This window comes from Xanthomonas sp. WHRI 7945, from assembly GCF_035026585.1.
Genome location: NZ_JAYIQP010000025.1, coordinates 1 through 19,868, shown reverse-complemented (window position 1 = coordinate 19,868; position 19,868 = coordinate 1). Strand labels below are relative to the sequence as shown.

Sequence of the window (19,868 nt, the reverse complement as noted above, 5' to 3'; positions counted from 1 at the left end):
GCGGTAGATGGCAGCACGACGCGGTAAGACGCAGGCGCGACGCAACAGCGGCAACGGCACGCCCGGATGGGTGTGGCTGATCGCCGGCGTGGCGATCGCGGCAGTGGTGTTCCTGGCGGCGCCCGGCCTGTTCAAGAAGGACGGCGACGGCTTCCTGCGCGTGGGCGGCCCGCGTGCCAACCCGGACGCGCAGCCTGCGCCGGTGGCCGATGCCGACGTCGACGCGGCACCGGAACTGCCCAAGCCGGCGGCGACGGCGGCCGGCAGCACCAAGCCCGACGCCAAGAAGGACGCGCAGACCCAGTACGACTTCTACACCCTGTTGCCCGGCAAGGAAGTGCAGATGTCCGACGCCGAACTGGCGGCCAGCGCACGCGCCGAAGCCAACCGCAAGGCCCGCGCGCCGCAGGCGGCCGCCACGCCGGCGACGGCAACCGCGGCGACCGCCACGGCACCGGCAAGCACCGCGGCACTGGCCAATCCGACCCCGCTGCCGGAGACCGCAGCGGCGAGCGCGCCGGCCAGCACCGCCGCCACGTCGGCCAAGCCGGCCGCGGCGGCCACGGCGCCCGCCGCAACCGCTGTCGCCGCGGCGCCGGACAACACCCGCTATATCCTGCAGGCCGGCTCGTTCGGCGCCTCCGGCGATGCCGAATCGACCAAGGCCAAGCTGGCGATGCTGGGCCTGTCGGCGCGCGTGGAGTCGGCGCAGATCAGCGGCAAGACCGTCTACCGCGTGCGCATGGGCCCGTACGGCACCGCCAGCGAACTGGCCGAGGCCAAGCAGAAGCTGACCGGCAGCGGCCTGCCGGCGATCGCGATCAAGGCGCAGTAAAGCCGGGATTAGGGATTGGGGATTGGGGATTCGGGAGACGCAACCTCTCCCGCATTCCTTGCGACCGGCCTGCGTAGGCCAGTCGTTTCATTGCCTCGCCAGTCGTGCGAGCGCGACTGATGTCAGCCTAACTACAGTGACCAGTAGCAGGCGGAGCACGTCGACGCCTGCTTTCGCTTTCGCTTTTCCTATTCCCGATTCCCCACTCACTAATCCCGGTCCCTAGCCACCTGGAAGCCGGCGAAGGATTGCGTCACCGGCATGATTTCCAGCCGATTGATGTTCAGGTGCGGCGGCAGCGTGGCGACCCAGAAGATCTGCTCGGCAATGTCCTCGGCGGTCATCGGCTGCGCGCCGTGGTACAGCTTGTCCGACGCGCCCTGGTCGCCATGGGTGCGGACCAGGGTGAATTCGGTCTCGGCCATGCCCGGCTCGATCGCGGTCACGCGCACGCCGGTGCCGTGCAGGTCCGAGCGCAGGCCCAGCGAGAACTGGCTGACGAAGGCCTTGGTGCCGCCGTAGGCATTGCCGCCCGGATACGGGTACAGCGCGGCCACAGAACTGATGTTGATGATCGCGCCGCGGCGCTGGATCAGCGTCGGCAGCAGGCGATGGGTCAGGGTCACCAACGCGGTGATGTTGGTGTCGATCATCGTGCGCCAGTCGTCCAGCAGCGCCGCCTGCGCCGGCGCGGTGCCCTGCGCCAGGCCTGCGTTGTTGACCAGCAGGTCGATGCCGCGAAACGCGTCCGGCAACTCGGCGAGCATCGCGTCGAGCGCGGCTTCGTCGCGGATGTCGAACGCCGCCACGTGTACGCGCTCGGCGCCGAACTCGGCGAGCAGCGGCTGCAGGCGCTCGGCGCGGCGGCCGGTGGCGATCACGCGCCAGCCGGCGGCGACGAAGCGGCGCACGGCGGCGGCGCCGAAACCGGAGGTGGCGCCGGTGATCAGGGCGGTCTGGGTCATTGGGGGCCGGGAATGGGAAGTGGGGGAATCGGCAATGGTAAAAGCAAACGGCAAGGCACGGGGCGCCGTACCTCAGCCGTCGCTCGCCGGTACGGACATGTGGCCCACGGCATAGGCCTGGCCGGCATCGGGCGACGGCGGCGGCGGATCGCGCCAGAGCCGCAGGCGCAGCAGATTCCACCCGTGCGGCTCGTAAGCGCTCACCGCGGCGAGCGCGCCGGCGGCAAGATCGCTGCGCGCCCGCTCGGCCTCGCGCTCGCCCAGCGATTGGAGCGCGTCGGCATCGGACAGCGCGACGATCTCGCGCCGGGCGTAGCGGGCGCCGTGCAGGTCCGCGGCCAGGCTGGCGGCGCACACCGTCCACAGCTGCACCGCCGGCCGTCCAAAGGCGTCCGCCAGCGCACCGAAGGCGGCGCCCGCGAGGAATGCATGCATCGCCTCGGCATCGCGCCACAGATAGAACGGCGCATACAGGTTGGCGCGGCTGGGCAGCGCGCGATCGCGGCGGTCGGCGCTGAGGTAGGCCTTGAACACCAGTCCCGGCAGGCCGTCCAACAGCGGTCCCTTGTCGGCGATGCGGCGCCGGATGATGGCCATGTCGTAGTCGGCCGGCAACGCGATGCTGTACTGCATGGCGATCATGCGCCGGCCTCCACCGCCGAGATCCCGGCGCGGCCTCCGCCGAAGGACCAGTCCTGCGCTTCGGTGGTGACGATGTTCACCATCACGTCTTCCGGCGCGATGCCCGGCGCGATCGCCAGCAGTTCCACCAGGCGCCGGTAGAACGCCTGCTTGCAGGCGTCGCTGCGCGGGCGCCCGGCGGTGATCGCGATCAGCACGAAGGCATCCGAGCGCGGCCCGCCCAGGTAATGGCGGTCGAACACCAGTTCCCCCGGATCGTGCTGGTGGATGACCTGGAAGCAATCGCCGGCGGGCACGTCGAACGCCTCGTGCATGGCCTGGTAGACGCTGGCGGAGAGGGCGCGCAGATAGTCGGGCGCAGCGCCACGATGCAGCGAGATGCGGGCGTAGGGCATGGGATGTCTCCTGTTTGGGGGATCAGGCGGCCGGCGCTGGCGACGCGGTCGCGGCACGCAGCAGCGGCAGCGCCGCGGCGGCGCACGGCCAGCCGGCGTAGAACGCCAGATGGGTGATCGCTTCGGCCAGTTCGTCGCGGCGCAGGCCGTTGTCCAGCGCGCGGCTCAAGTGGAACGGCAACTGCTGCGGCCGGTACAGCGCGACCAGTGCCGCCACCGTGACCAGGCTGCGTTCGCGCGGCGACAGCGCCGGGCGCTGCCACAGGTCGGCGAACAGCACCTCGTCGGTCAGCTGCGCGAATTTCGGTGCGATGTCGCCGAACAGGGCCTGGCTGGACGTAGGGAGATCGGACATGGGCGCCTCGCGCTCGGATTGACTGCGGACAGCCTAGCCACCGAAGATGGTCCTGAAAATCGGGAAATTCAGTAGTCACCATTCGGTAAAACGGGATTTACGCCATGCGCCGCATCACCTTCGATCTCGATGCGCTGCGCAGCTTCGTCGCCGGCATCGAACTGGGAAGCTTCGCCAAGGCGGCGGATCGGCAAGGGCGCTCCACGTCCGCGATCAGCGCGCAGCTGAAGAAGCTGGAAGAACAGGCCGGCCAGGCGCTGCTGCGCCGCAGTGGCCGCGGGCTGGCGCTGACCGACGCCGGCGAGATCCTGCTGGGCTACGCACGGCGCTTGCTGGAGCTCAACGACGAGGCCGCCGCTGCGCTGCACGGCTCCGTCCTGCAGGGCTGGGTCCGGCTCGGACTGCAGGAGGATTTCGGCGAACGCATGTTGCCCGACGTGCTGGGCCGTTTCGCCCGCGCCCACCCCAAGGTGCGCATCGAAGCGCGCATCGCGCGCCATCAGGAACTGCTGGCCCGGGTCGAATCCGGCCAACTGGACCTCGCGTTGGTCTGGGACGCGGGAACGGCGTCGGCGCATCGCCAGCCGCAGGCCGCCTGGCCGATGCGCTGGATCGCGGCGGCGGATGCCCCGCCCCCGGATCCGGCCGGCTGGAACAGCGACACGCCGTTGCCGCTGGTGATGCTGGACGCGCCGTGCCTGCTGCGCACGGCCGCGACCACGGCGCTGGACCGGGCCGGCATCCCGTGGCGCATCGCCTTCACCAGCGCGAGTCTGGGCGGGGTATGGGCCGCGGTCCGCGCCGGGCTGGGACTGACCTTGCGCACGCCGGCCGGCCTGCCCGAATCGCTGACGCTACTGCCGCCGGGGGCAGGCGGCCTGCCGCTGATGCCGGTGCTGGGCCTGAACCTGCATCGCGCCGACGCAGAGCCGGCACCGGCGGTGGCGCGCCTGGCGGAGATCCTGCAGCAGCGCCTGCACGAGGCGCGCGTGGCGCACGCCGATCCGGGGTGAGCCCGTACCGCAGTACGGCGCACGAGCGGCCAGCACCGCGCCTGCGCGCAACGACAATGCGGCCTAAGCAGCCACCGGCACCTCGGCAGGCCTGCGCTGCAGGCGTTCGCGCAGGCGCAGGAACGGCTGCTCCACCGCGTAGTGCAGCAGCGCGGCGGCCAGCAGCGCCATGCCCGCATACGCTGCGAACGCGAGCAACCCGCGCCCGTCGAGCACGGCGCCGAACCAGACCTGGGTGAGATGGAACACGGCCTTGTGGGTCAGGTACAGGCTGTAGGAGATCGCCGCCAGCCAGGCCGCGCCCGGCACCGCTCGGCGGCCGAGCGCGCCGTGCAGCGAGGCGCCGGCGCAGACCAGCAGCGCCAGTCCCAGCGACAGCAGCGGCCAGCCGATCGCGTTGCCGAGCAGGCCGGTGCGTTCGCGGAACAGCCACATCGCCGACGCGCAGACCACCAACCCGGCCAGCGCCACCGCGTTCGCGTGGCGCTGCAGCCGCTGCCAGCGCTGCGGCCGGAACACCCTGAGCACGGCCAGCACCACACCGGCCAGCAGGCCGTCGAGCCGGTTCCAGGTCGGGTAGTAGAGGTCCTCGATGAACCAGTTGCGTTGCAGCCCGTCGCCGACGCGGTCCAGCGCGCTGTCGTGCAGCCAGGTCGCCGTGCGCAGCGCGATGCCGGCCAGCACCACGGCGCTGCACAGCGCGACGAAGCGCGGCGCCGACGGCCGCCGCATCGACAGCGCCGCCAGCAGCGGGAACACCAGGTAGAAATGCTCCTCCACGCACAGCGACCAGGCGTGCGAGAACGCCTGCTGGTTGCCGTAGTCGATGCCGAGATTCAAGGTGAAACTGGCGAACATCCACCACGGCGCGATGCCCGGCGCTTCGCGGAACCCGGGCCAGGCCAGGTACAGCGCCAGCACCACGGCGAAGGCCGGCAGGATGCGGAACGCGCGGCGCAGGTAGAAATCGCCGTAGCGCAGCGGCGCGCCACGCGCCAGCGGCGCCAGCACCTGGCCGCCGATCAGGAAGCCGCTGAGCACGAAGAACAGGTCCACGCCCATCCAGCCGTAGCGCGACAGCCAGGCCCACTCCGGCCCCAGGCCGCCGACCACGAACGAGTGGAACAGCATCACCCACACGATCGCCAGCGCGCGCAACAGATCCAGTCCGGGATAGCGCATCGCGTCGCGGGGTGATGAAAGGGCGCTCAGCTTACGGGCGCGTGCCGGTGCCCGTCCATCGGCGGCGCGTCGTCGGCCAGCATCGGTCGGGAGCATGGCGACGGGTCAGGCGGCTGCGGCAACGGTTCGCAGCCACGAGAGGCCGAAACGGGCGGCGACTGCAATGAGATCGGGAGCGTCGCGCCCGCGCGCTGCACTCCGGCCACATGGTTGTGCCCGATGCGTTCGTGCGTGCGTTCGGATAACGCGGCGAGCGCGCCACCGCACCGCGCTCGCCTCGCCCATGGGCGAGGGAGCGCGTGCCGGGGCTCATCAGCCCAGCGGCTCGTCCGACAGGTAGGTGTAGCCGGTCAGGCCCGCTTCCAGCGCCGCCGACAAGGCCTGCGCCTGCTCCGCCGGCAACTGCGCGGCGGCCACGCGCTCGGCGTAGCTCGCGCGCAGCTCGTCCAGGCGATAGCCGACGTAGTCCAGCATCACGTCGGTGGTGTCGCCACGGCGCTGCTGGGCGATGCGGTAGCCGTCGCCGTCGGCGCTGACTTCGATCGCGTCGGTGTCGCCGAACAGGTTGTGGATGTCGCCAAGGATCTCCTGGTAGGCGCCGACCAGGAAGAAGCCGAGCCGGTAGCTCTCGCCCGCGCGCAGTTCGTGCAGCGGCAGCGAGCTGTCCAGGCTCTCGTTCTCGACGTAGGTCTTGACCATGCCGTCCGAATCGCAGGTCATGTCGCAGATCACGCCGCGCCGCGCTGGCGCCTCGTTCAGCCGCTCGATCGGCAGGATCGGGAACACCTGGTCGATCGCCCACACGTCGGGGATCGATTCGAACACGCTGAAGTTGACGAAATACTTGTCCACCAGCCGCTCGTTGAGCTCGTCCAGCACCGGACGGTGGCTCTTTTCCTCGCTGCTCAGGCGCTGCCGCACCGCGTGGGCGATCGCATAGAACAGGTCGTCGATGCGCGCGCGCTGCGGCAGGTCGATCTGGCCCAGCGCGTAGCTGGACAGGCCTTCGGCATGGAAGTGCTGCGCTTCCTGGAACAGCTCCACCGCCGGGCGCACGTCAAGTTCGTCGTGGATCTCGCGCAGGTGGCGGATCGCCGCCGGCTCGTCGGCGTGCGCGTCGGGCACGCGTCCTTCCGGCGCCTGCTCCACTTCCGAAACGTTGGCGATCAGCACCGCATGGTGCGCGGTCATCGCGCGGCCGCATTCGGTGACGATGCGCGGCGGCGCCAGGCCGTACTGCTCGCAGGCTTCGGCCAACGGCTGCACGATGTTGCTCGCGTAGGAATGCAGGCCGTAGTTGATCGAGCAGTAGCTGCGCGAACGGGTGCCCTCGTAGTCGATGCCCAGGCCGCCGCCGACGTCGACGTGGCTGATCTTCGCGCCCAGCTTGGACAGCTCGACGAAGTAGCGCGTGGCCTCGCGCATGCCGTTGGCGATGTCGCGCACGTTGGAGATCTGCGAGCCCATATGGAAGTGCAGCAGGTTCAGCGACTCGGCGTACTCGGTGTCGCGCAGCGCCTTCCACAGGTCCAGCACCTGCCGTGGCGAGAGCCCGAACTTGGCCTTGTCGCCGCCGCTGTTCTGCCACTTGCCGGCGCCCAGCGAGGCCAGGCGCATGCGCACGCCCAGGCCCGGCTTGACCCCCAGCGCCTTGGCTTCCTCGATCACCAGGCCCAGCTCGGACGGCTTCTCGATGACGATGAAGGTCTGCAGCCCGAGCTTGCGCCCGATCAGCGCCAGGCGGATGTATTCGCGGTCCTTGTAGCCGTTGCAGACGATCAGCCCGCCCGGCCGCGACAACGCCAGCACCGCCATCAGTTCCGGCTTGCTGCCCGCTTCCAGGCCGAACCCCTCGCCCTTGTGGCTGGCCAGGGTGCCGGCCACGCCGCGGTGCTGGTTGACCTTGATCGGGTACACCGCGGTGTAGCCGCCGGCGTAGTCCCAGTCGGCCTGGGCCTGGGCGAAGGCGGCCTGCAGCTTGCCCAGGCGCTCGCCGAGGATGTCCGGGAAACGCACCAGCATCGGCAGCTTGGCGCCGGCCGCGCGCGCGGCGTCCACCACCTCGGGCAGCGCGATCGCCACGCCGTCGGCGCCTTGCGGGCGCACGATCACCCGCCCGGCCGGATCCACGTCGAAATACCCATCGGCCCAGTGCGGGATCGAATAGGTCTTGCGGGCTTGGTCGAGGGACCAATCGCTCATCGTGGCGGCTCGGCGGGGAAAAGGGCGTGGATTGTAACGCCTGCTACGCGTGGGCTCCGTTACAATCCGCGCCGACCTGACGCGCCCGCTTCCGCGGAACGGGATGGGCGGGGTTCGGGCACCGCGTTGCGTGGTCCGGGTGCACCGGGCTGCGCCCTGCCCTCATCCGGCGCTTCGCGCCACCTTCTCCCGGTGGGAGAAGGACAGCTGCATTCTTTCCGCTTCACTTAGGACATCGCATGAGCGCCAACGACAACTGGTACATCGAACACTTCCAGCCCACCGGCTCGGCCATCGGCTACCGCATCACCGGCAAGCTGGACGAGGTGCAGTCGCCGTTCCAGAAGATCGAGATCTACGACACCACCGACTGGGGCAAGTTGATGGTGATCGACGGCGCGGTGATGCTGACCACGCGCGACAACTTCTTCTACCACGAGATGATCAGCCACCCGGCGCTGTTCACCCACGCCGCGCCCAAGCGCGTGGTGATCATCGGCGGCGGCGACTGCGGCACGCTGCGCGAGGTGCTCAAGCACCCGGGCGTGGAAAGCGCCACCCAGTGCGACATCGACGAGCAGGTCACGCGCATGGCCGAGAAGCACTTCCCGGAACTGTGCGAATCCAACGCCGACCCACGCGCCGAACTGCTGTTCGACGACGGCATCGCGTACATGGCCAACTGCCCGGCCGGCAGCGTGGACATCGTCATCGTCGACTCCACCGATCCGGTCGGCCCGGCCGAAGGCCTGTTCAACAAGGCGTTCTACGCCAGCTGCTTCAAGGCGCTGAAGGACGACGGCATCCTGGTGCAGCAGTCCGAATCGCCGCTGGCGCTGCTGGACCTGATCAAGGAAATGCGCGCGGAGATGGGCAAGGCCGGCTTCGCCAGCTTCCACACCGTGCCGTTCCCGCAGCCGTGCTACCCGACCGGCTGGTGGAGCGTGACCCTGGCGCGCAAGCACGGCGGCTTCGAGTTCCGCGAAGCCGACGCGGCGGCCAAGCCGTTCGCCACCCGCTACTACAGCGCGCACCTGCACACCGGCACCCAGGTGCTGCCGCCGTTCGTGGCCGAAGCGCTGGGCGGATGAGTCCCTGGCGGGAGCGCAGCGCGCTCCCGCCGACCGGAGTCGGTGTGGCACCGCCTCGCCCCGGGCGTGCGGTGCCGGCATGGGCGATGCGCTTCAGGCGCGAGCGGCGCCGATCCGCGCTAAAGGCAACGTGTCTCCGCCGGCATCGCGGGCCGTGCCGAAACCGCAGTGGCGCCATTCGCGATGCAGGCAGCTTCGCGGATGGCGGGCTGCGGCACCCAGCCCGTGCTACAGCGCGTCCGCATCCAGTTCGCCGGTGCGGATCCGCACCACCGTGCCCAGGTCGTAGACGAACACCTTGCCGTCGCCGATCTTGCCGGTGCCGGCGGCCTTGACGATCGCCTCGAGCACGCGCTCGACCTGGTCCTCGCTGACCGCCACTTCCAGCTTCACCTTGGGCAGGAAATCGACCACGTATTCGGCGCCGCGGTACAGCTCGGTGTGGCCCTTCTGCCGGCCGAAGCCCTTGACCTCGGTGACGGTGATGCCGGCCACGCCCTGCGCGGCGAGCGCTTCGCGCACGTCGTCGAGCTTGAACGGCTTGATGACGGCCATGATCATCTTCATGCGGCTTTCTCCAATCACAATGGCGTCAGGATAACGCGGTTGCGCGATGCTCGGCCGCTGGGTTCAAATGGTCGTGCGCCCCATCGCCGGAATTTTCCGACAGCGCGCCGCGCCGGACACCGATGGCCCCGAACCGCAGGGTGCCGCAGTCTGGCGCTACCTGCCGGAGCACAGCCATGATCGACCTCAACCACCTCGACGACCTCGCCCGCCGCCTCAGCGATCTGGTGCCGCCGGGTCTGCGCGAATCCCGCGACGAACTGCAGAGCACCTTCAAGAGCGCGCTGCAGGCCGGGCTGGGCAAGCTCGACCTGGTCACCCGCGAAGAATTCGAAGTCCAGCGCGCGGTGCTGTTGCGCACCCGCGAGAAGCTGGAAACGCTGGAACGCAGCGTCGCCGCGCTGGAAGCCGCGCGCAGCGGCGACGCGCCCTCCACGCAAGCCTGAACCACCCGCCACCATGAGCCTGGCGCTGGTGCACAGCCGTGCCCGCGCGGGGGTGCTTGCGCCTCCGGTTCGGGTCGAGGTCCATCTGTCCGGCGGGCTGCCGGCGACGCAGATCGTCGGCCTGCCCGAGGCTGCGGTGCGCGAATCGCGCGACCGCGTACGCGCCGCCATCCTGTGCGCGCAGTACGAGTTCCCGGCACGGCGCATCACCGTCAACCTGGCCCCTGCCGACCTGCCCAAGGAAGGCGGCCGCTTCGACCTGCCGATCGCCCTGGGCATCCTTGCCGCCGCCGGGCAACTGGACCCGCAGGTGCTGGGCAACTACGAGTTCCTCGGCGAACTGGCGCTGACCGGCGAACTGCGCCCGGTCGACGGCGTGCTGCCGGCGGCACTGGCCGCCGCGCAGGCCGGGCGCACCCTGATCGTGCCGGCCGGCAACGGTCCCGAAGCGGCGCTGGCGCAGCACGTGCAGGCGTTCACCGCGCGCACCCTGCTCGAGGTGTGCGCCTTGTTGAACGGCACCAAGATATTGCCGGCGGCCGAAGCCCTGCCGGCCGCGGCCACGCCGTTCCCCGACCTGAGCGACGTGCGTGGGCAGGCGCAGGCGCGGCGCGCGCTGGAGATCGCCGCCGCCGGCCATCACCACCTGCTGCTGATCGGCAGCCCGGGCTGCGGCAAGACCCTGCTGGCCTCGCGCCTGCCCGGGATCCTGCCCGAGACCAGCGAGGCCGAGGCGCTGGAAGCGGCGGCGATCGCCTCGGTCAGCGGCCGCGGCCTGGATCCGGCGCGCTGGCGGCAACGTCCATACCGGTCTCCGCACCACACCGCCAGCGCGGTGTCGCTGGTCGGCGGCGGCACGCATCCGCGCCCGGGCGAGATTTCGCTGGCGCACCATGGCGTGCTGTTCCTGGACGAGCTGCCCGAATGGAACCGGCACGCGCTGGAGGTGCTGCGCGAGCCGCTGGAATCGGGAACGGTCACGGTGTCGCGCGCCGCACGCAGCGCCGAATTCCCGGCCCGCTTCCAGCTGGTCGCAGCGATGAATCCCTGTCCCTGCGGCTGGGCCGGCGATGCCAGCGGCCGTTGCCGCTGCAGCGACGACGGCATCCGCCGCTACCGCGCGCGCATCTCCGGCCCCTTGCTGGACCGCATCGACCTGCACGTGGACGTGCCGCGGCTGCCGCCGCAGGCGCTGCGGGCCGATGCCGCACCAGGCGAAAGCAGCGCCGCCGTGCGTGCGCGGGTGGAGCAGGCACGACAACGCCAGCTGGCGCGCGCCGGCCGCGCCAACGGCCATCTCGGCCACGGCGAGACCTTGCGCGACTGCCGCCTGCAACCGCGCGATGAAGCGCTGCTGGAACACGCCATCGACCGCCTGCGGCTGTCGGCACGCTCGCTGCACCGCATCCTGCGCGTGGCGCGCACCATCGCCGACCTGGACGAAAGCGACACCATCGTCACCGCGCACCTGACCGAAGCGATCAGCTATCGGCAACTGGATCGGGGTGCAAATGCCCAAGCTGCCGTTGCAGCAGGCTAGAGCCTCGTGACGCGTTATCGCTTGCAGGGTGCTGTCGCCGAAGACGCGTGCTTCACCTGACGGGCCACGCGCGCGCTCGGCTTCAATTTCAAGCCACGAAAATGCTGCATTTCCATTTGCTGCAACTCCGTGATCGATTCCACGTAGATGGCTTCGCCCTTCTATCCAACCTTCCTGCCAGAAAAGCGGCCGTGCGATGGGAAATCGCTTGGGGTCTTCCATCGACATACCTCAGCCCGACGCCATGAACTCCGCCAGCAACGCGTTGCAGCGCCGCGCATGAGTGAAGGTCATGCCGTGCGAGGCGCCGGCGAGTACATGGTAGCGCGCGTCGGGCAGCCATCCGGCCAGCGCCGCAGCATTGTCGCGGTATTGGGCGGGGCTCAGTTCGCCTGCGACCAGCAGTACCGGCATCGGCAGACGCGCGGCCTGCTCCGCCTGGTACGCCGGCAGCGCGTCGCCGATCTGCGGCACCAGGGTCTGCGCGTTGTCGCGCACCATCTGCCTGAACGACGCGCTGCTGCGTGCCCAGGCGCCCGGCTGGCTGACCGAATCGACGAAGCATTCCAGTCCCGCGTCGACCTGTCCGTCGCGCAGCAGGGCGATCGCCCGTGCGCGGATCGCCACCACGTCTTCGGGCAGGCCCTGCGGCTGCGGCCCGCCCGGGTCGAACAGGCTCAGGCTGGCGACCGCGGCCGGCTGCTGCAGTGCGGCCTGCCAGGCCACCGCGGCACCGCGCGAGTGGCCGACCAGATGCACCGGCCGTCCGTAGCCGGCGATGAACGCGGCGACCTGTTGCGCATGCCAACGCCAGCCGAAGCGATGCCGCAGCGACGATGGCAGCTGCGGGAAATACTGGCCCAGGCTCAGCGCGGCGACCTCGAAGCGCTCGGACAGGCCGCGCAGCTGCGGCGCCCAGTAGCGGTAGTCGCACAGCGCGCCGTGCACCAGCACCACCGGAGCACCTTCGCCGAGCCGCAGGTAGGCCAGCGCATCGTCGTCGCCCAGCAAGTGGACCGCGGGCTTGCCGAGCGGGGTGCGCGGACCGATCACCGGCGGCCTCTGGCAAGGCGCCGCCGTAACGAAGCCCGCACCACGCCATTCATCGCAACCGCGATGACAAGGCACCGGAGAGGATGCGAAAGAGTTGTCCGGCACTGCAGTCCCGCGAGTGCAGAAACCACGGCCGCGAGACTCCCAGCGGTGGAGCCGGCATGACCGAGGCCGCCTTGCTGCGCGCGCCGCACGCTCTGGCGATGCAGCCCCGCGAAATCCAGCCCGCCATCCCAGGGGAGCGGCGGCGGCGTCACGCGCCCCACACCGCCGGTCGTCGCCGCAACGCCAAAGGCGATGCAGGCCAGCGGCGGAAGGAATTCCAGGCACGATGGACGATGATGCGGTGCGCACGGAGAGACGCGCGGTACGCGCCAGCCTTTCAACGCAGAGAGGGCCAGCTCGGCATCCCGAGCAGTACGAGTACGGGCAGCGGCGTCATACGCCACAGGCGATCGATCGCCGCAGCGCCGAAGGCGGTGTCCACCACCGGCAGGATTCGCGGTCGAAGAGGCCATGCAGGCTGGGGAGGATGTGGTGCGCCCGGAGGGATTCGAACCCCCGACCAATGGCTTCGGAAGCCACTACTCTATCCGGCTGAGCTACGGGCGCAACGGACGCGCATTCTAACGGCAAACCGCGCGCCGCGTCTCCCCCATGCCGATCGCATGCCGCCGCAGTCGGTCGATATCCGTCACACCCGCCTGCGCCTGCTGCGACTGGCGGTGATCCGACCCGACCCGACCCGACCCGACCGACCGACCGGCGGCGCGGGGCGGCTTCGGCTTCGGCTTCGGCTTCGGCTTCGGCTTCGGCGGTGGCTTCGGCGGTGGCTTCGGCGGTGGCGGTGGCGGTGGCGGTGGTGATCGGTGATCGGTGATCGGCAGGCAATCGGCAGCTACCCACTACAAGCTCGCTTAACCGGCTCCTGCGCCCGAATCCGTCCGTCACGGCGCAGAGACGCAGGCCCTCACAGCCGTCGCGGGCGGCGCCTGCTGCCGCCGAGCAAGCCCGGCTGCTACCCTTGTGCGATGGGTTACGAACGCTACGAAACGCCCGCCGCGCTGCCGCCGCGCGCGCGCCTGGGCCAGTACTGGAAACTGCTGCGCGGCGACCGTCCGATCGGCGCGCTGCTGCTGCTGTGGCCGACCTGGTGGGCGCTGTGGCTGGCCGCCGACGGGATGCCGCCGCTGTGGACGCTGTTCGTGTTCACCGCCGGGGTCTGGCTGACCCGCTCGGCCGGCTGCGTGATCAACGACTACGCCGACCGTTGGCTGGATCCGCAGGTCGAACGGACCCGCATGCGCCCGCTGGCCACCGGTGCGGTCAGCGGACGCGAGGCGCTGGCGGTGTTCGCGCTGCTGATGCTCGCCGCCTTCGCGCTGGTGCTGACGATGAACGCGCTGACCATCGGCCTGAGCGTGGTCGGACTGTTCCTGGCCGCCAGCTATCCCTACCTGAAGCGCTATACCTACCTGCCGCAGGTCTATCTCGGCATGGCCTTCGGCTGGGGCATCCCGATGGCGTTCGCGGCGATCCGCGGCGAGGTGCCGGCGCTGGGCTGGCTGCTGTACGCGGCCAACATCCTGTGGGCCACCGCCTACGACACCTGGTACGCGATGGTCGACCGCGAGGACGACCTGCGCGCCGGCTCCAAGTCCACCGCGATCCTGTTCGGCGACCTGGACCTGGTCGCGCAGAGCATCCTGTATGCGCTGATGTTCGTCGCGCTGGCCTTCGTCGGCACCCGCGGCGCGCTGGGGATCTGGTACTGGGCCGGCCTGGGCGTGGCCGCGCTGCTGGTCGCCTACGAATTCCGCATCGCCCGCAGCCGCGAACGGGCGCCCTGCTTTCGCGCCTTCATGCACAACAACTGGGTCGGCCTGGCGATCTTCGCCGGCATCGTCGCGGCGTTGGCGCTGCGCGCGCCGTAGCGCCGAGGCCAGACGCGGCTCAGCGCCGACCTCAAGGCCGCCGCGGCGCCGCAGCCGATCCCGGTCGCGCGGGCAAGCCCTAACCTAAGGCTTGCCGCTGCCGGCGGGCGTTTCCGCCGCCGGCGCATGCGTCAACAGCGCGAACACCCGCTGCTGCTCCTGCACGTTTTCCAGCCCGCTGATCCGCAGGCTGTCGCCAGGAAGCGGCGACATCACCGTCGCCACCGTGAGCACCTGGCCGTCGGCGAGCAGCGCGATCGGCTTGCCGATGTTCTGCTCGGTCGCCTGGGTCAGGCGCCCGTCGTGCCCGGGGAACTTCAGATCGAGCGCAGGCCGGCCATCGTCGCCGTCCACACGCACGACAGTGGCGGCGCCATCGACGGCCAGCAATGCCTGCGGCGCCAGATACACCGGCCGTCCCTGGTACGCGGCCTCGGCATAGCCGGCCTGCGGCGCATGGCTGGCCAGGCGCCATTCGATCTTCGCCTTCACCGCACTCGCGCTCGCATTCGCGTCGGCGCTATCGGGCGAAGGCGCGTAGCTGCACCCGCTCGCGCCGAACACGCACAACGCCAATGACAGTCCCAAAGTTCTCAAGCGCATCGCCATCTCCCGCAGTTCGTTTGGCGACATCATAGAAGAACAAGCCGTTGTGGCCTGGCGCAGACCGCTGCCCCAGCCGCGTCACGCAGAAGAACGTGCCATGTACCGCGCGGAACCCGTGCGCCAGTGGCCGATTGCGTCGGGTCGTGGCATCTGCGCGGCACGGCCAGGCGCAAAGCCCGCTAGACACCCGATCAGCCATGTCCTCGCTGCCGCTGCCTGGTCCAGGCAACCACAACAGCAACCGCCCCTGCATGCGTTATAGATCGCGCGACCACGGCCAGCGCCAGACACGCATGTCCATACGCATGCCCAGATGAGCTGCCACGCCTTTGCCGTCGCAGTGCCCATCGCCGCCGCGGCACGCAAGCCACCAGCGCGCTCACGGCACCCGCGCCACCACCCATGCATCGACCCTGCCTACGCCAGCCCGGCGCAGCGCCTGTGCCGCGGCGTGCAGGGTCGCGCCGGTGGTCATCACGTCGTCGATCAGCGCCACGTGCGTCGGCAATGGCGCCCGCACCGCAAACGCATGGCGCAGGTTGCGGCGGCGCGCGCGGGCATCGAGCTCGGACTGCGGCGCCGTCGCGCGCACGCGCTGCAGGCCGTCGCACAGCGGCAGGCCCAGCCCGCGCGCCAGTGGCCGTGCCAGTTCCAGGGCCTGGTCGTAGCCGCGCTGGCGCAGCCGCGCCGCATGCAGCGGCACCGGCAGCAGCGCCTGCGGGCGCGGCAACCCGGCACAGCGCGCCTGCAGCAGCGCCGCCAGCAGGCGCCCGGCGGCCAGGTCCTGGTGGAACTTGAAGCGGCGCAGCAGGCCGTCGATCGGCGCGGCGTAGACGCAGGCGCTGGCGACCAAGGCCAGCGGCGGCGGCTTGCGTTGGCAGGCGCCGCAGCGCTGGGCGGCGTCCAGCGCCGGCAGCGGCAGCGCGCAGGCCTGGCAGGCGCTGGCGTTCCAGGGCAGCGCGTCGCGGCAGGCCGGGCACAGGTCCAGGCCGGCGACGCCGGCCTCGGCGCAGATCAGGCAACGCTCCGGCAATACGCAGCGCTGCAATCGCCGCCACCAACCGTCAACCAGGTCCGCTCCATAAAAGTTGACAGCAATGTTCATGCTTACCAGACTGCCCGCTTTCCCAGCCGCTTACCGTCAGGAAACTCCCATGTCCGCTGTCGTCCGACACGACTGGCAACGCCAGGAATTGCTCGCCCTGTTCGATCTGCCGTTCCCGGAGCTGCTGCACCGTGCCGCGGCGGTCCATCGCGAGCATTTCGACCCGGCGCAGGTGCAGGTCTCCACGCTGCTGTCGGTGAAGACCGGCGGCTGCCCGGAGGACTGCGCCTATTGCCCGCAGGCGCAGCGCTACGACACCGGCGTGGACGCGCAGAAACTGATGAGCACCGAGGCGGTGCTGGCCAAGGCGCGCCAGGCCAAGGCCGCCGGCGCGTCGCGCTTCTGCATGGGCGCGGCGTGGCGCTCGCCGAAGGACCGCGACATCCCCAAGGTCGCGGCGATGATCCGCGAGGTGAAGGCGCTGGGCCTGGAGACCTGCGCCACCCTGGGCATGCTCGACGGCAAGCAGGCGCAGGCGCTGAAGTCGGCCGGGCTGGACTACTACAACCACAATCTGGACACCGCGCCGGACTTCTACGACACGATTATCCACACCCGCCAGTACCAGGACCGCCTGGACACGCTCACCCACGTGCGCGATGCCGGCATGAAGACCTGCTGCGGCGGCATCGTCGGCATGGGCGAATCGCGCGAGCAGCGTGCCGGCCTGCTGCAGGCGCTGGCCAACCTGCCGGTGCACCCGGACTCGGTGCCGATCAACCGCCTGGTCCAGGTCGCCGGCACCCCGCTGCACGGCACCGTCGAACTGGATCCGTTCGAGTTCGTGCGCACGATTGCCGTCGCCCGTATCGCGATGCCGCAGGCGATGGTGCGGCTGTCGGCCGGCCGCGAGAGCATGAGCGACGAACTGCAGGCGCTGTGCTTCTGCGCCGGCGCCAACTCGATCTTCTACGGCGAAAAGCTGCTGACCACCGGCAACCCTGACACCGCGCGCGACCAGGCCTTGTTCGCGCGGCTCGGGCTGTCGCCGATGCAGGTGACGGTGGACGCCGACGCGCACGACCATCCCGGCACCGTGCATGCGGACATCACCGCACCGGCGCCGGTCAGGCCGGCGATCGCCGCGGCGCTGGTCTGAGCTCGGCCCGACCTGCAGCGTCTCGCGCCGCGCCGACCCGCGCGTCCATCCGCCGATCCGGCCGTCCATCGCCCGCATCCCCGGCGCGGCCGGGGACGCGCTACGCTAGCCGGCCAGACCTCCATGCCCTCGCCGCCCATGGCCCGTCCCGATCTGCACGACCGCATCCAGTCCTTGCGCAAGCTGCGCGAGGCGCAGGGCCGCATCCGCGTGCGCCGCAGCGTCGGCCGCCGCGACGGCGTCCGCGTGGAACTCGACGGACGCTGGCTGACCGGCTTCTGCAGCAACGACTACCTGGGCCTGGCGCAGCAGTTCGAAGTGCTGGCCGCGCTGCAGGACGCGGCCGCACGCGAAGGCGTCGGCGCCACCGCCTCGCATCTGGTCTGCGGCCACCATGCGCTGCACGACAGCCTGGAGCGCGAGGTCGCCGACTGGCTCGGCTACCCGCGCGCGCTGCTGTTCGGCAGCGGCTTCCTCGCCAACCTGGCGGTGCAGCAGGCGCTGCTGAGCGAAGAGGACGACGTGTGCGTGCAGGACCGGCTCAACCACGCCAGCCTGCTCGACGCCACCCGCCTGGCCGGCTGCCGCCTGCGCCGCTATCCGCACCTGGATGCGGAGGGCGCGATGCGCCAGCTCAAGCACGCCGCCGAAGGCGCGGCGATGCTGGCCACCGACGGCGTGTTCAGCATGGACGGCGACATCGCCCCGCTGCGCTCGCTGACCCTGGTCGCACGCATGCAGCAGGCGCTGATGTACGTGGACGATGCGCACGGCATCGGCGTGGTCGGCCCGCATGGCCGCGGTTGCGTGGCCGAGGCCGGGCTCGGCGTGGCCGACGTGCCGCTGCAGCTGGTGACCCTGGGCAAGGCGCTGGGCGGCTACGGCGCGCTGGTGGTAGGCGACGAGGCGTTGATCCGGCATCTGGCCGAAACCGCGCGGCCGTATCTGTACACCACCGCGCTGCCGCCGGCGCAGGCCGCCGCCTCGCTGGCCGCGGTGAAACTGGCGCGGCGCGACCAGTGGCGGCGCGAGCGCCTGGCCGAGACCATCGCGGCGTTCCGCGGCGGCGCGCGCCGCCACGGATTGGAACTGATGGCCTCGGACACCCCGATCCAGCCGCTGCTGTGCGGCGACGAAGCCAGCGCGCTGGCGCTGTCGGCAGCGTTGGAGCAGGCCGGTTTCCTGGTCTCGGCGATCCGTCCGCCGACCGTCCCGGAAGGCAAGTCGCGGCTGCGGGTGACGCTGTCGGCGCTGCACACGCCGGCGCAGGTGCAAGCCCTGCTGGACGCGCTGGCGCTGGCCCGCGACCGCCTGGCCGTGCATCCGGTCGGCCTGCCGGCGTGAGCGGCCCGGCGTGAGCGACGGCGACCTTGCGGCACGCCGCGAGGTATGGGACGCACTGTCGGAGCTGTATCTGGACGACGACGTCGCCGCGCGGCACGCGCATATCGCCGCCGTGCTTGCCGCCTCGCCCTTTCCGCCGGACACGTTGCAACGGATGCTGCTGCACGACGTGCATCCGCGCCTGGCGCCGAACCTGCTGAGCGTGGCCGGTGTCTGGCAGGGGTTCGACAGCGACGGGTTGAGCACGGCGATCCAGCGGCGCGAAGGTGTGCAGCGCTGGCCGGCCTGGCGCACGCGCGGGTATCCGCGGCAGCAGTGGCGGTTGCTGCTGCCGCGGCTGCTGGCGCTGCGCGCGGCACGCTGACCGCGGCAGCGCGATTTCCTTCTCCATTCGGCACACGATCGACGATGCATATCGAAACGCTGGGGCAAGGCCCCGATCTGGTTCTGATCCACGGCTGGGCGCTGCACGGCGGCATCTTCGCGCCGCTGGTCGAACGCCTGTCGGCGCAATTCCGCATGCACCTGGTGGACCTGCCCGGCCACGGCCACAGCCGCGGCGACGACACGCCGCTGGCGCTGCCGCACGTTGTCAACGCGATCGCCGCGGCGACGCCGCCGGCGGCGTGGCTGGGCTGGTCGCTGGGCGGGCTGTTCGCACTGCATGCCGCGGCCACCCAGCCGCAGGTGCGCGGCCTGGCGATGCTCGCGGCGACGCCGCGTTTCGTGCGCGGCAGCGACTGGCCGCATGCGGTCGAGCCGCAGGTGTTCGCACAGTTCGGCCGCGACCTGGCCGAAGACTACCGCGGCACGTTGGACCGCTTCCTGGCGCTGGACACACTGGGCTCGGCGCACGCGCGCGCCGAACTGCGCACGCTGCGCGAGACGCTCGCCGCACGCGGCGAACCCGATGCGCAGGCATTGCAGGCCGGGCTGACACTGCTCGAACGCACCGACCTGCGCCGCGCGCTGCCGGGCCTGCGCGTGCCCAGCCTGTGGATCAGCGGCCAGCGCGACCGGCTGGTGTCGCCCGCCGGCATGGACGACGCCGCGGCGCTGGCGCCGCATGCGCAGACGTTGCACATCGCCGGCGGCGGCCACGCACCGTTCCTCGGCCACGCCGATGAAGTGGCGCAGGCGTTGCGCGGGTTTCTTTCCGTCCTGCAGTGATGCCCTTGTGGAAGGAGCTTCAGTCCCGACGCCGTACCGGTAAATGCGTCGGGACTGAAGTCCCTCCCACAGGAAAAATCGACTACGCGGCAGGCGGCGACCACGCCCCCCCTCCTCGGCCATGCCGATAAAGTGGCGGAGGCATTGCGCGGGTTTCTCTCCGACTTGCAGCGATGCCTTGTGGGAGGGGCTTCAGCCCCGACGCCGTACCGGCAAAAGCGTCGGGACTGAAGTCCCTCCCACAAGAGAAAAATCGACTACGCGGCAGGCGGCGACCACGCCCCCCCTCCTCGGCCATGCCGATAAAGTGGCGGAGGCATTGCG

20 protein-coding genes and 1 tRNA gene are annotated in these 19,868 nt (G+C 70.6%); 10 read left to right on the top strand and 11 right to left on the bottom strand.

Annotation, left to right across the window (positions count from 1 at the left end; translation table 11 throughout):
• The first annotated feature begins 7 nt into the window (after window positions 1-7).
• Entirely contained in the window at window positions 8-835 is an 828-nt protein-coding gene (locus tag VDQ83_RS16560; protein ID WP_455435755.1) for an SPOR domain-containing protein, read from the top strand.
• A 209-nt stretch (window positions 836-1,044) separates the two neighbouring features.
• Here VDQ83_RS16560 and VDQ83_RS16555 read toward each other — a convergent pair whose 3' ends face one another.
• The 4 genes from VDQ83_RS16555 to VDQ83_RS16540 all read right to left on the bottom strand — a co-directional run bounded on the left by VDQ83_RS16555 (window position 1,045) and on the right by VDQ83_RS16540 (window position 3,192).
• Window positions 1,045-1,800, bottom strand: coding sequence for an SDR family NAD(P)-dependent oxidoreductase (locus tag VDQ83_RS16555; protein WP_455435754.1), 756 nt, complete (start codon window positions 1,798-1,800; stop codon window positions 1,045-1,047).
• A gap of 72 nt (window positions 1,801-1,872) precedes the next feature.
• On the bottom strand, window positions 1,873-2,442 hold the full coding sequence (locus VDQ83_RS16550; protein ID WP_455435753.1) for a DUF4865 family protein: 570 nt from the start codon (window positions 2,440-2,442) through the stop codon (window positions 1,873-1,875).
• On the bottom strand, window positions 2,439-2,837 hold the full coding sequence (locus VDQ83_RS16545) for a tautomerase family protein (protein ID WP_455435752.1): 399 nt from the start codon (window positions 2,835-2,837) through the stop codon (window positions 2,439-2,441). Before VDQ83_RS16545 ends, VDQ83_RS16550 begins: the two co-directional genes overlap by 4 nt.
• Before the next feature lie 22 nt (window positions 2,838-2,859).
• Window positions 2,860-3,192, bottom strand: coding sequence for a carboxymuconolactone decarboxylase family protein (locus VDQ83_RS16540; RefSeq protein WP_309918996.1), 333 nt, complete (start codon window positions 3,190-3,192; stop codon window positions 2,860-2,862).
• Window positions 3,193-3,296: 104 nt separating this feature from the next.
• Between VDQ83_RS16540 and VDQ83_RS16535 the strand changes: the two genes are divergently transcribed.
• Window positions 3,297-4,205, top strand: coding sequence for a LysR substrate-binding domain-containing protein (locus VDQ83_RS16535; protein WP_455435751.1), 909 nt, complete (start codon window positions 3,297-3,299; stop codon window positions 4,203-4,205).
• Window positions 4,206-4,268: 63 nt separating this feature from the next.
• On the opposite strand, the gene VDQ83_RS16530 is transcribed toward VDQ83_RS16535, so the two are convergent.
• Together VDQ83_RS16530 and speA are read right to left on the bottom strand one after the other, a co-directional pair.
• Entirely contained in the window at window positions 4,269-5,387 is a 1,119-nt protein-coding gene (locus VDQ83_RS16530) for an acyltransferase family protein (protein WP_455435750.1), read from the bottom strand.
• Between the two features lie 312 nt (window positions 5,388-5,699).
• Window positions 5,700-7,589, bottom strand: coding sequence for an arginine decarboxylase (gene speA / locus VDQ83_RS16525; RefSeq protein WP_455435749.1), 1,890 nt, complete (start codon window positions 7,587-7,589; stop codon window positions 5,700-5,702).
• Between the two features lie 239 nt (window positions 7,590-7,828).
• Between speA and speE the strand changes: the two genes are divergently transcribed.
• On the top strand, window positions 7,829-8,680 hold the full coding sequence (gene speE / locus VDQ83_RS16520) for a polyamine aminopropyltransferase (RefSeq protein WP_455435748.1): 852 nt from the start codon (window positions 7,829-7,831) through the stop codon (window positions 8,678-8,680).
• 228 nt (window positions 8,681-8,908) lie between these two features.
• Here the strand turns inward: speE and VDQ83_RS16515 are convergent, their stop codons facing one another.
• Window positions 8,909-9,247: a P-II family nitrogen regulator gene (locus tag VDQ83_RS16515; protein ID WP_263396067.1), complete on the bottom strand. Its 339-nt coding sequence runs from the start codon at window positions 9,245-9,247 to the stop codon at window positions 8,909-8,911.
• Between the two features lie 176 nt (window positions 9,248-9,423).
• Here VDQ83_RS16515 and ubiK point away from each other — a divergent pair, with 176 nt between their 5' ends.
• Window positions 9,424-9,693: a ubiquinone biosynthesis accessory factor UbiK gene (gene ubiK / locus VDQ83_RS16510; protein WP_309919006.1), complete on the top strand. Its 270-nt coding sequence runs from the start codon at window positions 9,424-9,426 to the stop codon at window positions 9,691-9,693.
• Between the two features lie 13 nt (window positions 9,694-9,706).
• Window positions 9,707-11,233 carry a YifB family Mg chelatase-like AAA ATPase gene (locus tag VDQ83_RS16505; protein ID WP_455435747.1) on the top strand — a complete coding sequence of 509 codons (1,527 nt, stop codon included), beginning with the start codon at window positions 9,707-9,709 and terminating at the stop codon, window positions 11,231-11,233.
• A 231-nt stretch (window positions 11,234-11,464) separates the two neighbouring features.
• On the opposite strand, the gene VDQ83_RS16500 is transcribed toward VDQ83_RS16505, so the two are convergent.
• Complete coding sequence (locus tag VDQ83_RS16500; RefSeq protein WP_455435746.1) at window positions 11,465-12,286, bottom strand: alpha/beta fold hydrolase; 822 nt, start codon at window positions 12,284-12,286, stop codon at window positions 11,465-11,467.
• A 535-nt stretch (window positions 12,287-12,821) separates the two neighbouring features.
• Window positions 12,822-12,898 (bottom strand) — tRNA-Arg (locus VDQ83_RS16495).
• A 419-nt stretch (window positions 12,899-13,317) separates the two neighbouring features.
• Here VDQ83_RS16495 and ubiA point away from each other — a divergent pair.
• Complete coding sequence (ubiA, locus tag VDQ83_RS16490; protein ID WP_455435745.1) at window positions 13,318-14,220, top strand: 4-hydroxybenzoate octaprenyltransferase; 903 nt, start codon at window positions 13,318-13,320, stop codon at window positions 14,218-14,220.
• An 84-nt stretch (window positions 14,221-14,304) separates the two neighbouring features.
• Here ubiA and VDQ83_RS16485 read toward each other — a convergent pair whose 3' ends face one another.
• Window positions 14,305-14,712 carry a SecDF P1 head subdomain-containing protein gene (locus VDQ83_RS16485; RefSeq protein WP_455435744.1) on the bottom strand — a complete coding sequence of 136 codons (408 nt, stop codon included), beginning with the start codon at window positions 14,710-14,712 and terminating at the stop codon, window positions 14,305-14,307.
• A 493-nt stretch (window positions 14,713-15,205) separates the two neighbouring features.
• On the bottom strand, window positions 15,206-15,931 hold the full coding sequence (locus tag VDQ83_RS16480) for a ComF family protein (protein WP_455435743.1): 726 nt from the start codon (window positions 15,929-15,931) through the stop codon (window positions 15,206-15,208).
• Between the two features lie 49 nt (window positions 15,932-15,980).
• Between VDQ83_RS16480 and bioB the strand changes: the two genes are divergently transcribed.
• The 4 genes from bioB (at window position 15,981) to bioH (ending at window position 19,544) form a co-directional block, all read left to right on the top strand.
• Window positions 15,981-17,030 carry a biotin synthase BioB gene (gene bioB, locus VDQ83_RS16475; RefSeq protein ID WP_455435742.1) on the top strand — a complete coding sequence of 350 codons (1,050 nt, stop codon included), beginning with the start codon at window positions 15,981-15,983 and terminating at the stop codon, window positions 17,028-17,030.
• Between the two features lie 138 nt (window positions 17,031-17,168).
• Complete coding sequence (bioF, locus tag VDQ83_RS16470; RefSeq protein ID WP_309919499.1) at window positions 17,169-18,374, top strand: 8-amino-7-oxononanoate synthase; 1,206 nt, start codon at window positions 17,169-17,171, stop codon at window positions 18,372-18,374.
• Between the two features lie 10 nt (window positions 18,375-18,384).
• Window positions 18,385-18,738 (top strand): DUF7079 family protein, encoded by a 354-nt coding sequence (locus VDQ83_RS16465; protein WP_455435741.1) that lies wholly within the window; start codon window positions 18,385-18,387, stop codon window positions 18,736-18,738.
• Between the two features lie 44 nt (window positions 18,739-18,782).
• Window positions 18,783-19,544: a pimeloyl-ACP methyl ester esterase BioH gene (bioH, locus tag VDQ83_RS16460; protein WP_455435740.1), complete on the top strand. Its 762-nt coding sequence runs from the start codon at window positions 18,783-18,785 to the stop codon at window positions 19,542-19,544.
• Window positions 19,545-19,868: the final 324 nt, after the last annotated feature.

Excerpts from the sequence above, each read along its gene's own strand:
- VDQ83_RS16560 (WP_455435755.1), top strand. The coding sequence starts at position 8 with ATGGCAGCACGACGCGGTAAGACGCAGGCGCGACGCAACAGCGGCAAC.
- VDQ83_RS16555 (WP_455435754.1), bottom strand. The coding sequence starts at position 1,800 with ATGACCCAGACCGCCCTGATCACCGGCGCCACCTCCGGTTTCGGCGCC.
- VDQ83_RS16550 (WP_455435753.1), bottom strand. The coding sequence starts at position 2,442 with ATGATCGCCATGCAGTACAGCATCGCGTTGCCGGCCGACTACGACATG.
- VDQ83_RS16545 (WP_455435752.1), bottom strand. The coding sequence starts at position 2,837 with ATGCCCTACGCCCGCATCTCGCTGCATCGTGGCGCTGCGCCCGACTAT.
- VDQ83_RS16540 (WP_309918996.1), bottom strand. The coding sequence starts at position 3,192 with ATGTCCGATCTCCCTACGTCCAGCCAGGCCCTGTTCGGCGACATCGCA.
- VDQ83_RS16535 (WP_455435751.1), top strand. The coding sequence starts at position 3,297 with ATGCGCCGCATCACCTTCGATCTCGATGCGCTGCGCAGCTTCGTCGCC.
- VDQ83_RS16530 (WP_455435750.1), bottom strand. The coding sequence starts at position 5,387 with ATGCGCTATCCCGGACTGGATCTGTTGCGCGCGCTGGCGATCGTGTGG.
- speA (WP_455435749.1), bottom strand. The coding sequence starts at position 7,589 with ATGAGCGATTGGTCCCTCGACCAAGCCCGCAAGACCTATTCGATCCCG.
- speE (WP_455435748.1), top strand. The coding sequence starts at position 7,829 with ATGAGCGCCAACGACAACTGGTACATCGAACACTTCCAGCCCACCGGC.
- VDQ83_RS16515 (WP_263396067.1), bottom strand. The coding sequence starts at position 9,247 with ATGAAGATGATCATGGCCGTCATCAAGCCGTTCAAGCTCGACGACGTG.
- ubiK (WP_309919006.1), top strand. The coding sequence starts at position 9,424 with ATGATCGACCTCAACCACCTCGACGACCTCGCCCGCCGCCTCAGCGAT.
- VDQ83_RS16505 (WP_455435747.1), top strand. The coding sequence starts at position 9,707 with ATGAGCCTGGCGCTGGTGCACAGCCGTGCCCGCGCGGGGGTGCTTGCG.
- ubiA (WP_455435745.1), top strand. The coding sequence starts at position 13,318 with ATGGGTTACGAACGCTACGAAACGCCCGCCGCGCTGCCGCCGCGCGCG.
- VDQ83_RS16480 (WP_455435743.1), bottom strand. The coding sequence starts at position 15,931 with ATGAACATTGCTGTCAACTTTTATGGAGCGGACCTGGTTGACGGTTGG.
- bioB (WP_455435742.1), top strand. The coding sequence starts at position 15,981 with ATGTCCGCTGTCGTCCGACACGACTGGCAACGCCAGGAATTGCTCGCC.
- bioF (WP_309919499.1), top strand. The coding sequence starts at position 17,169 with ATGGCCCGTCCCGATCTGCACGACCGCATCCAGTCCTTGCGCAAGCTG.
- bioH (WP_455435740.1), top strand. The coding sequence starts at position 18,783 with ATGCATATCGAAACGCTGGGGCAAGGCCCCGATCTGGTTCTGATCCAC.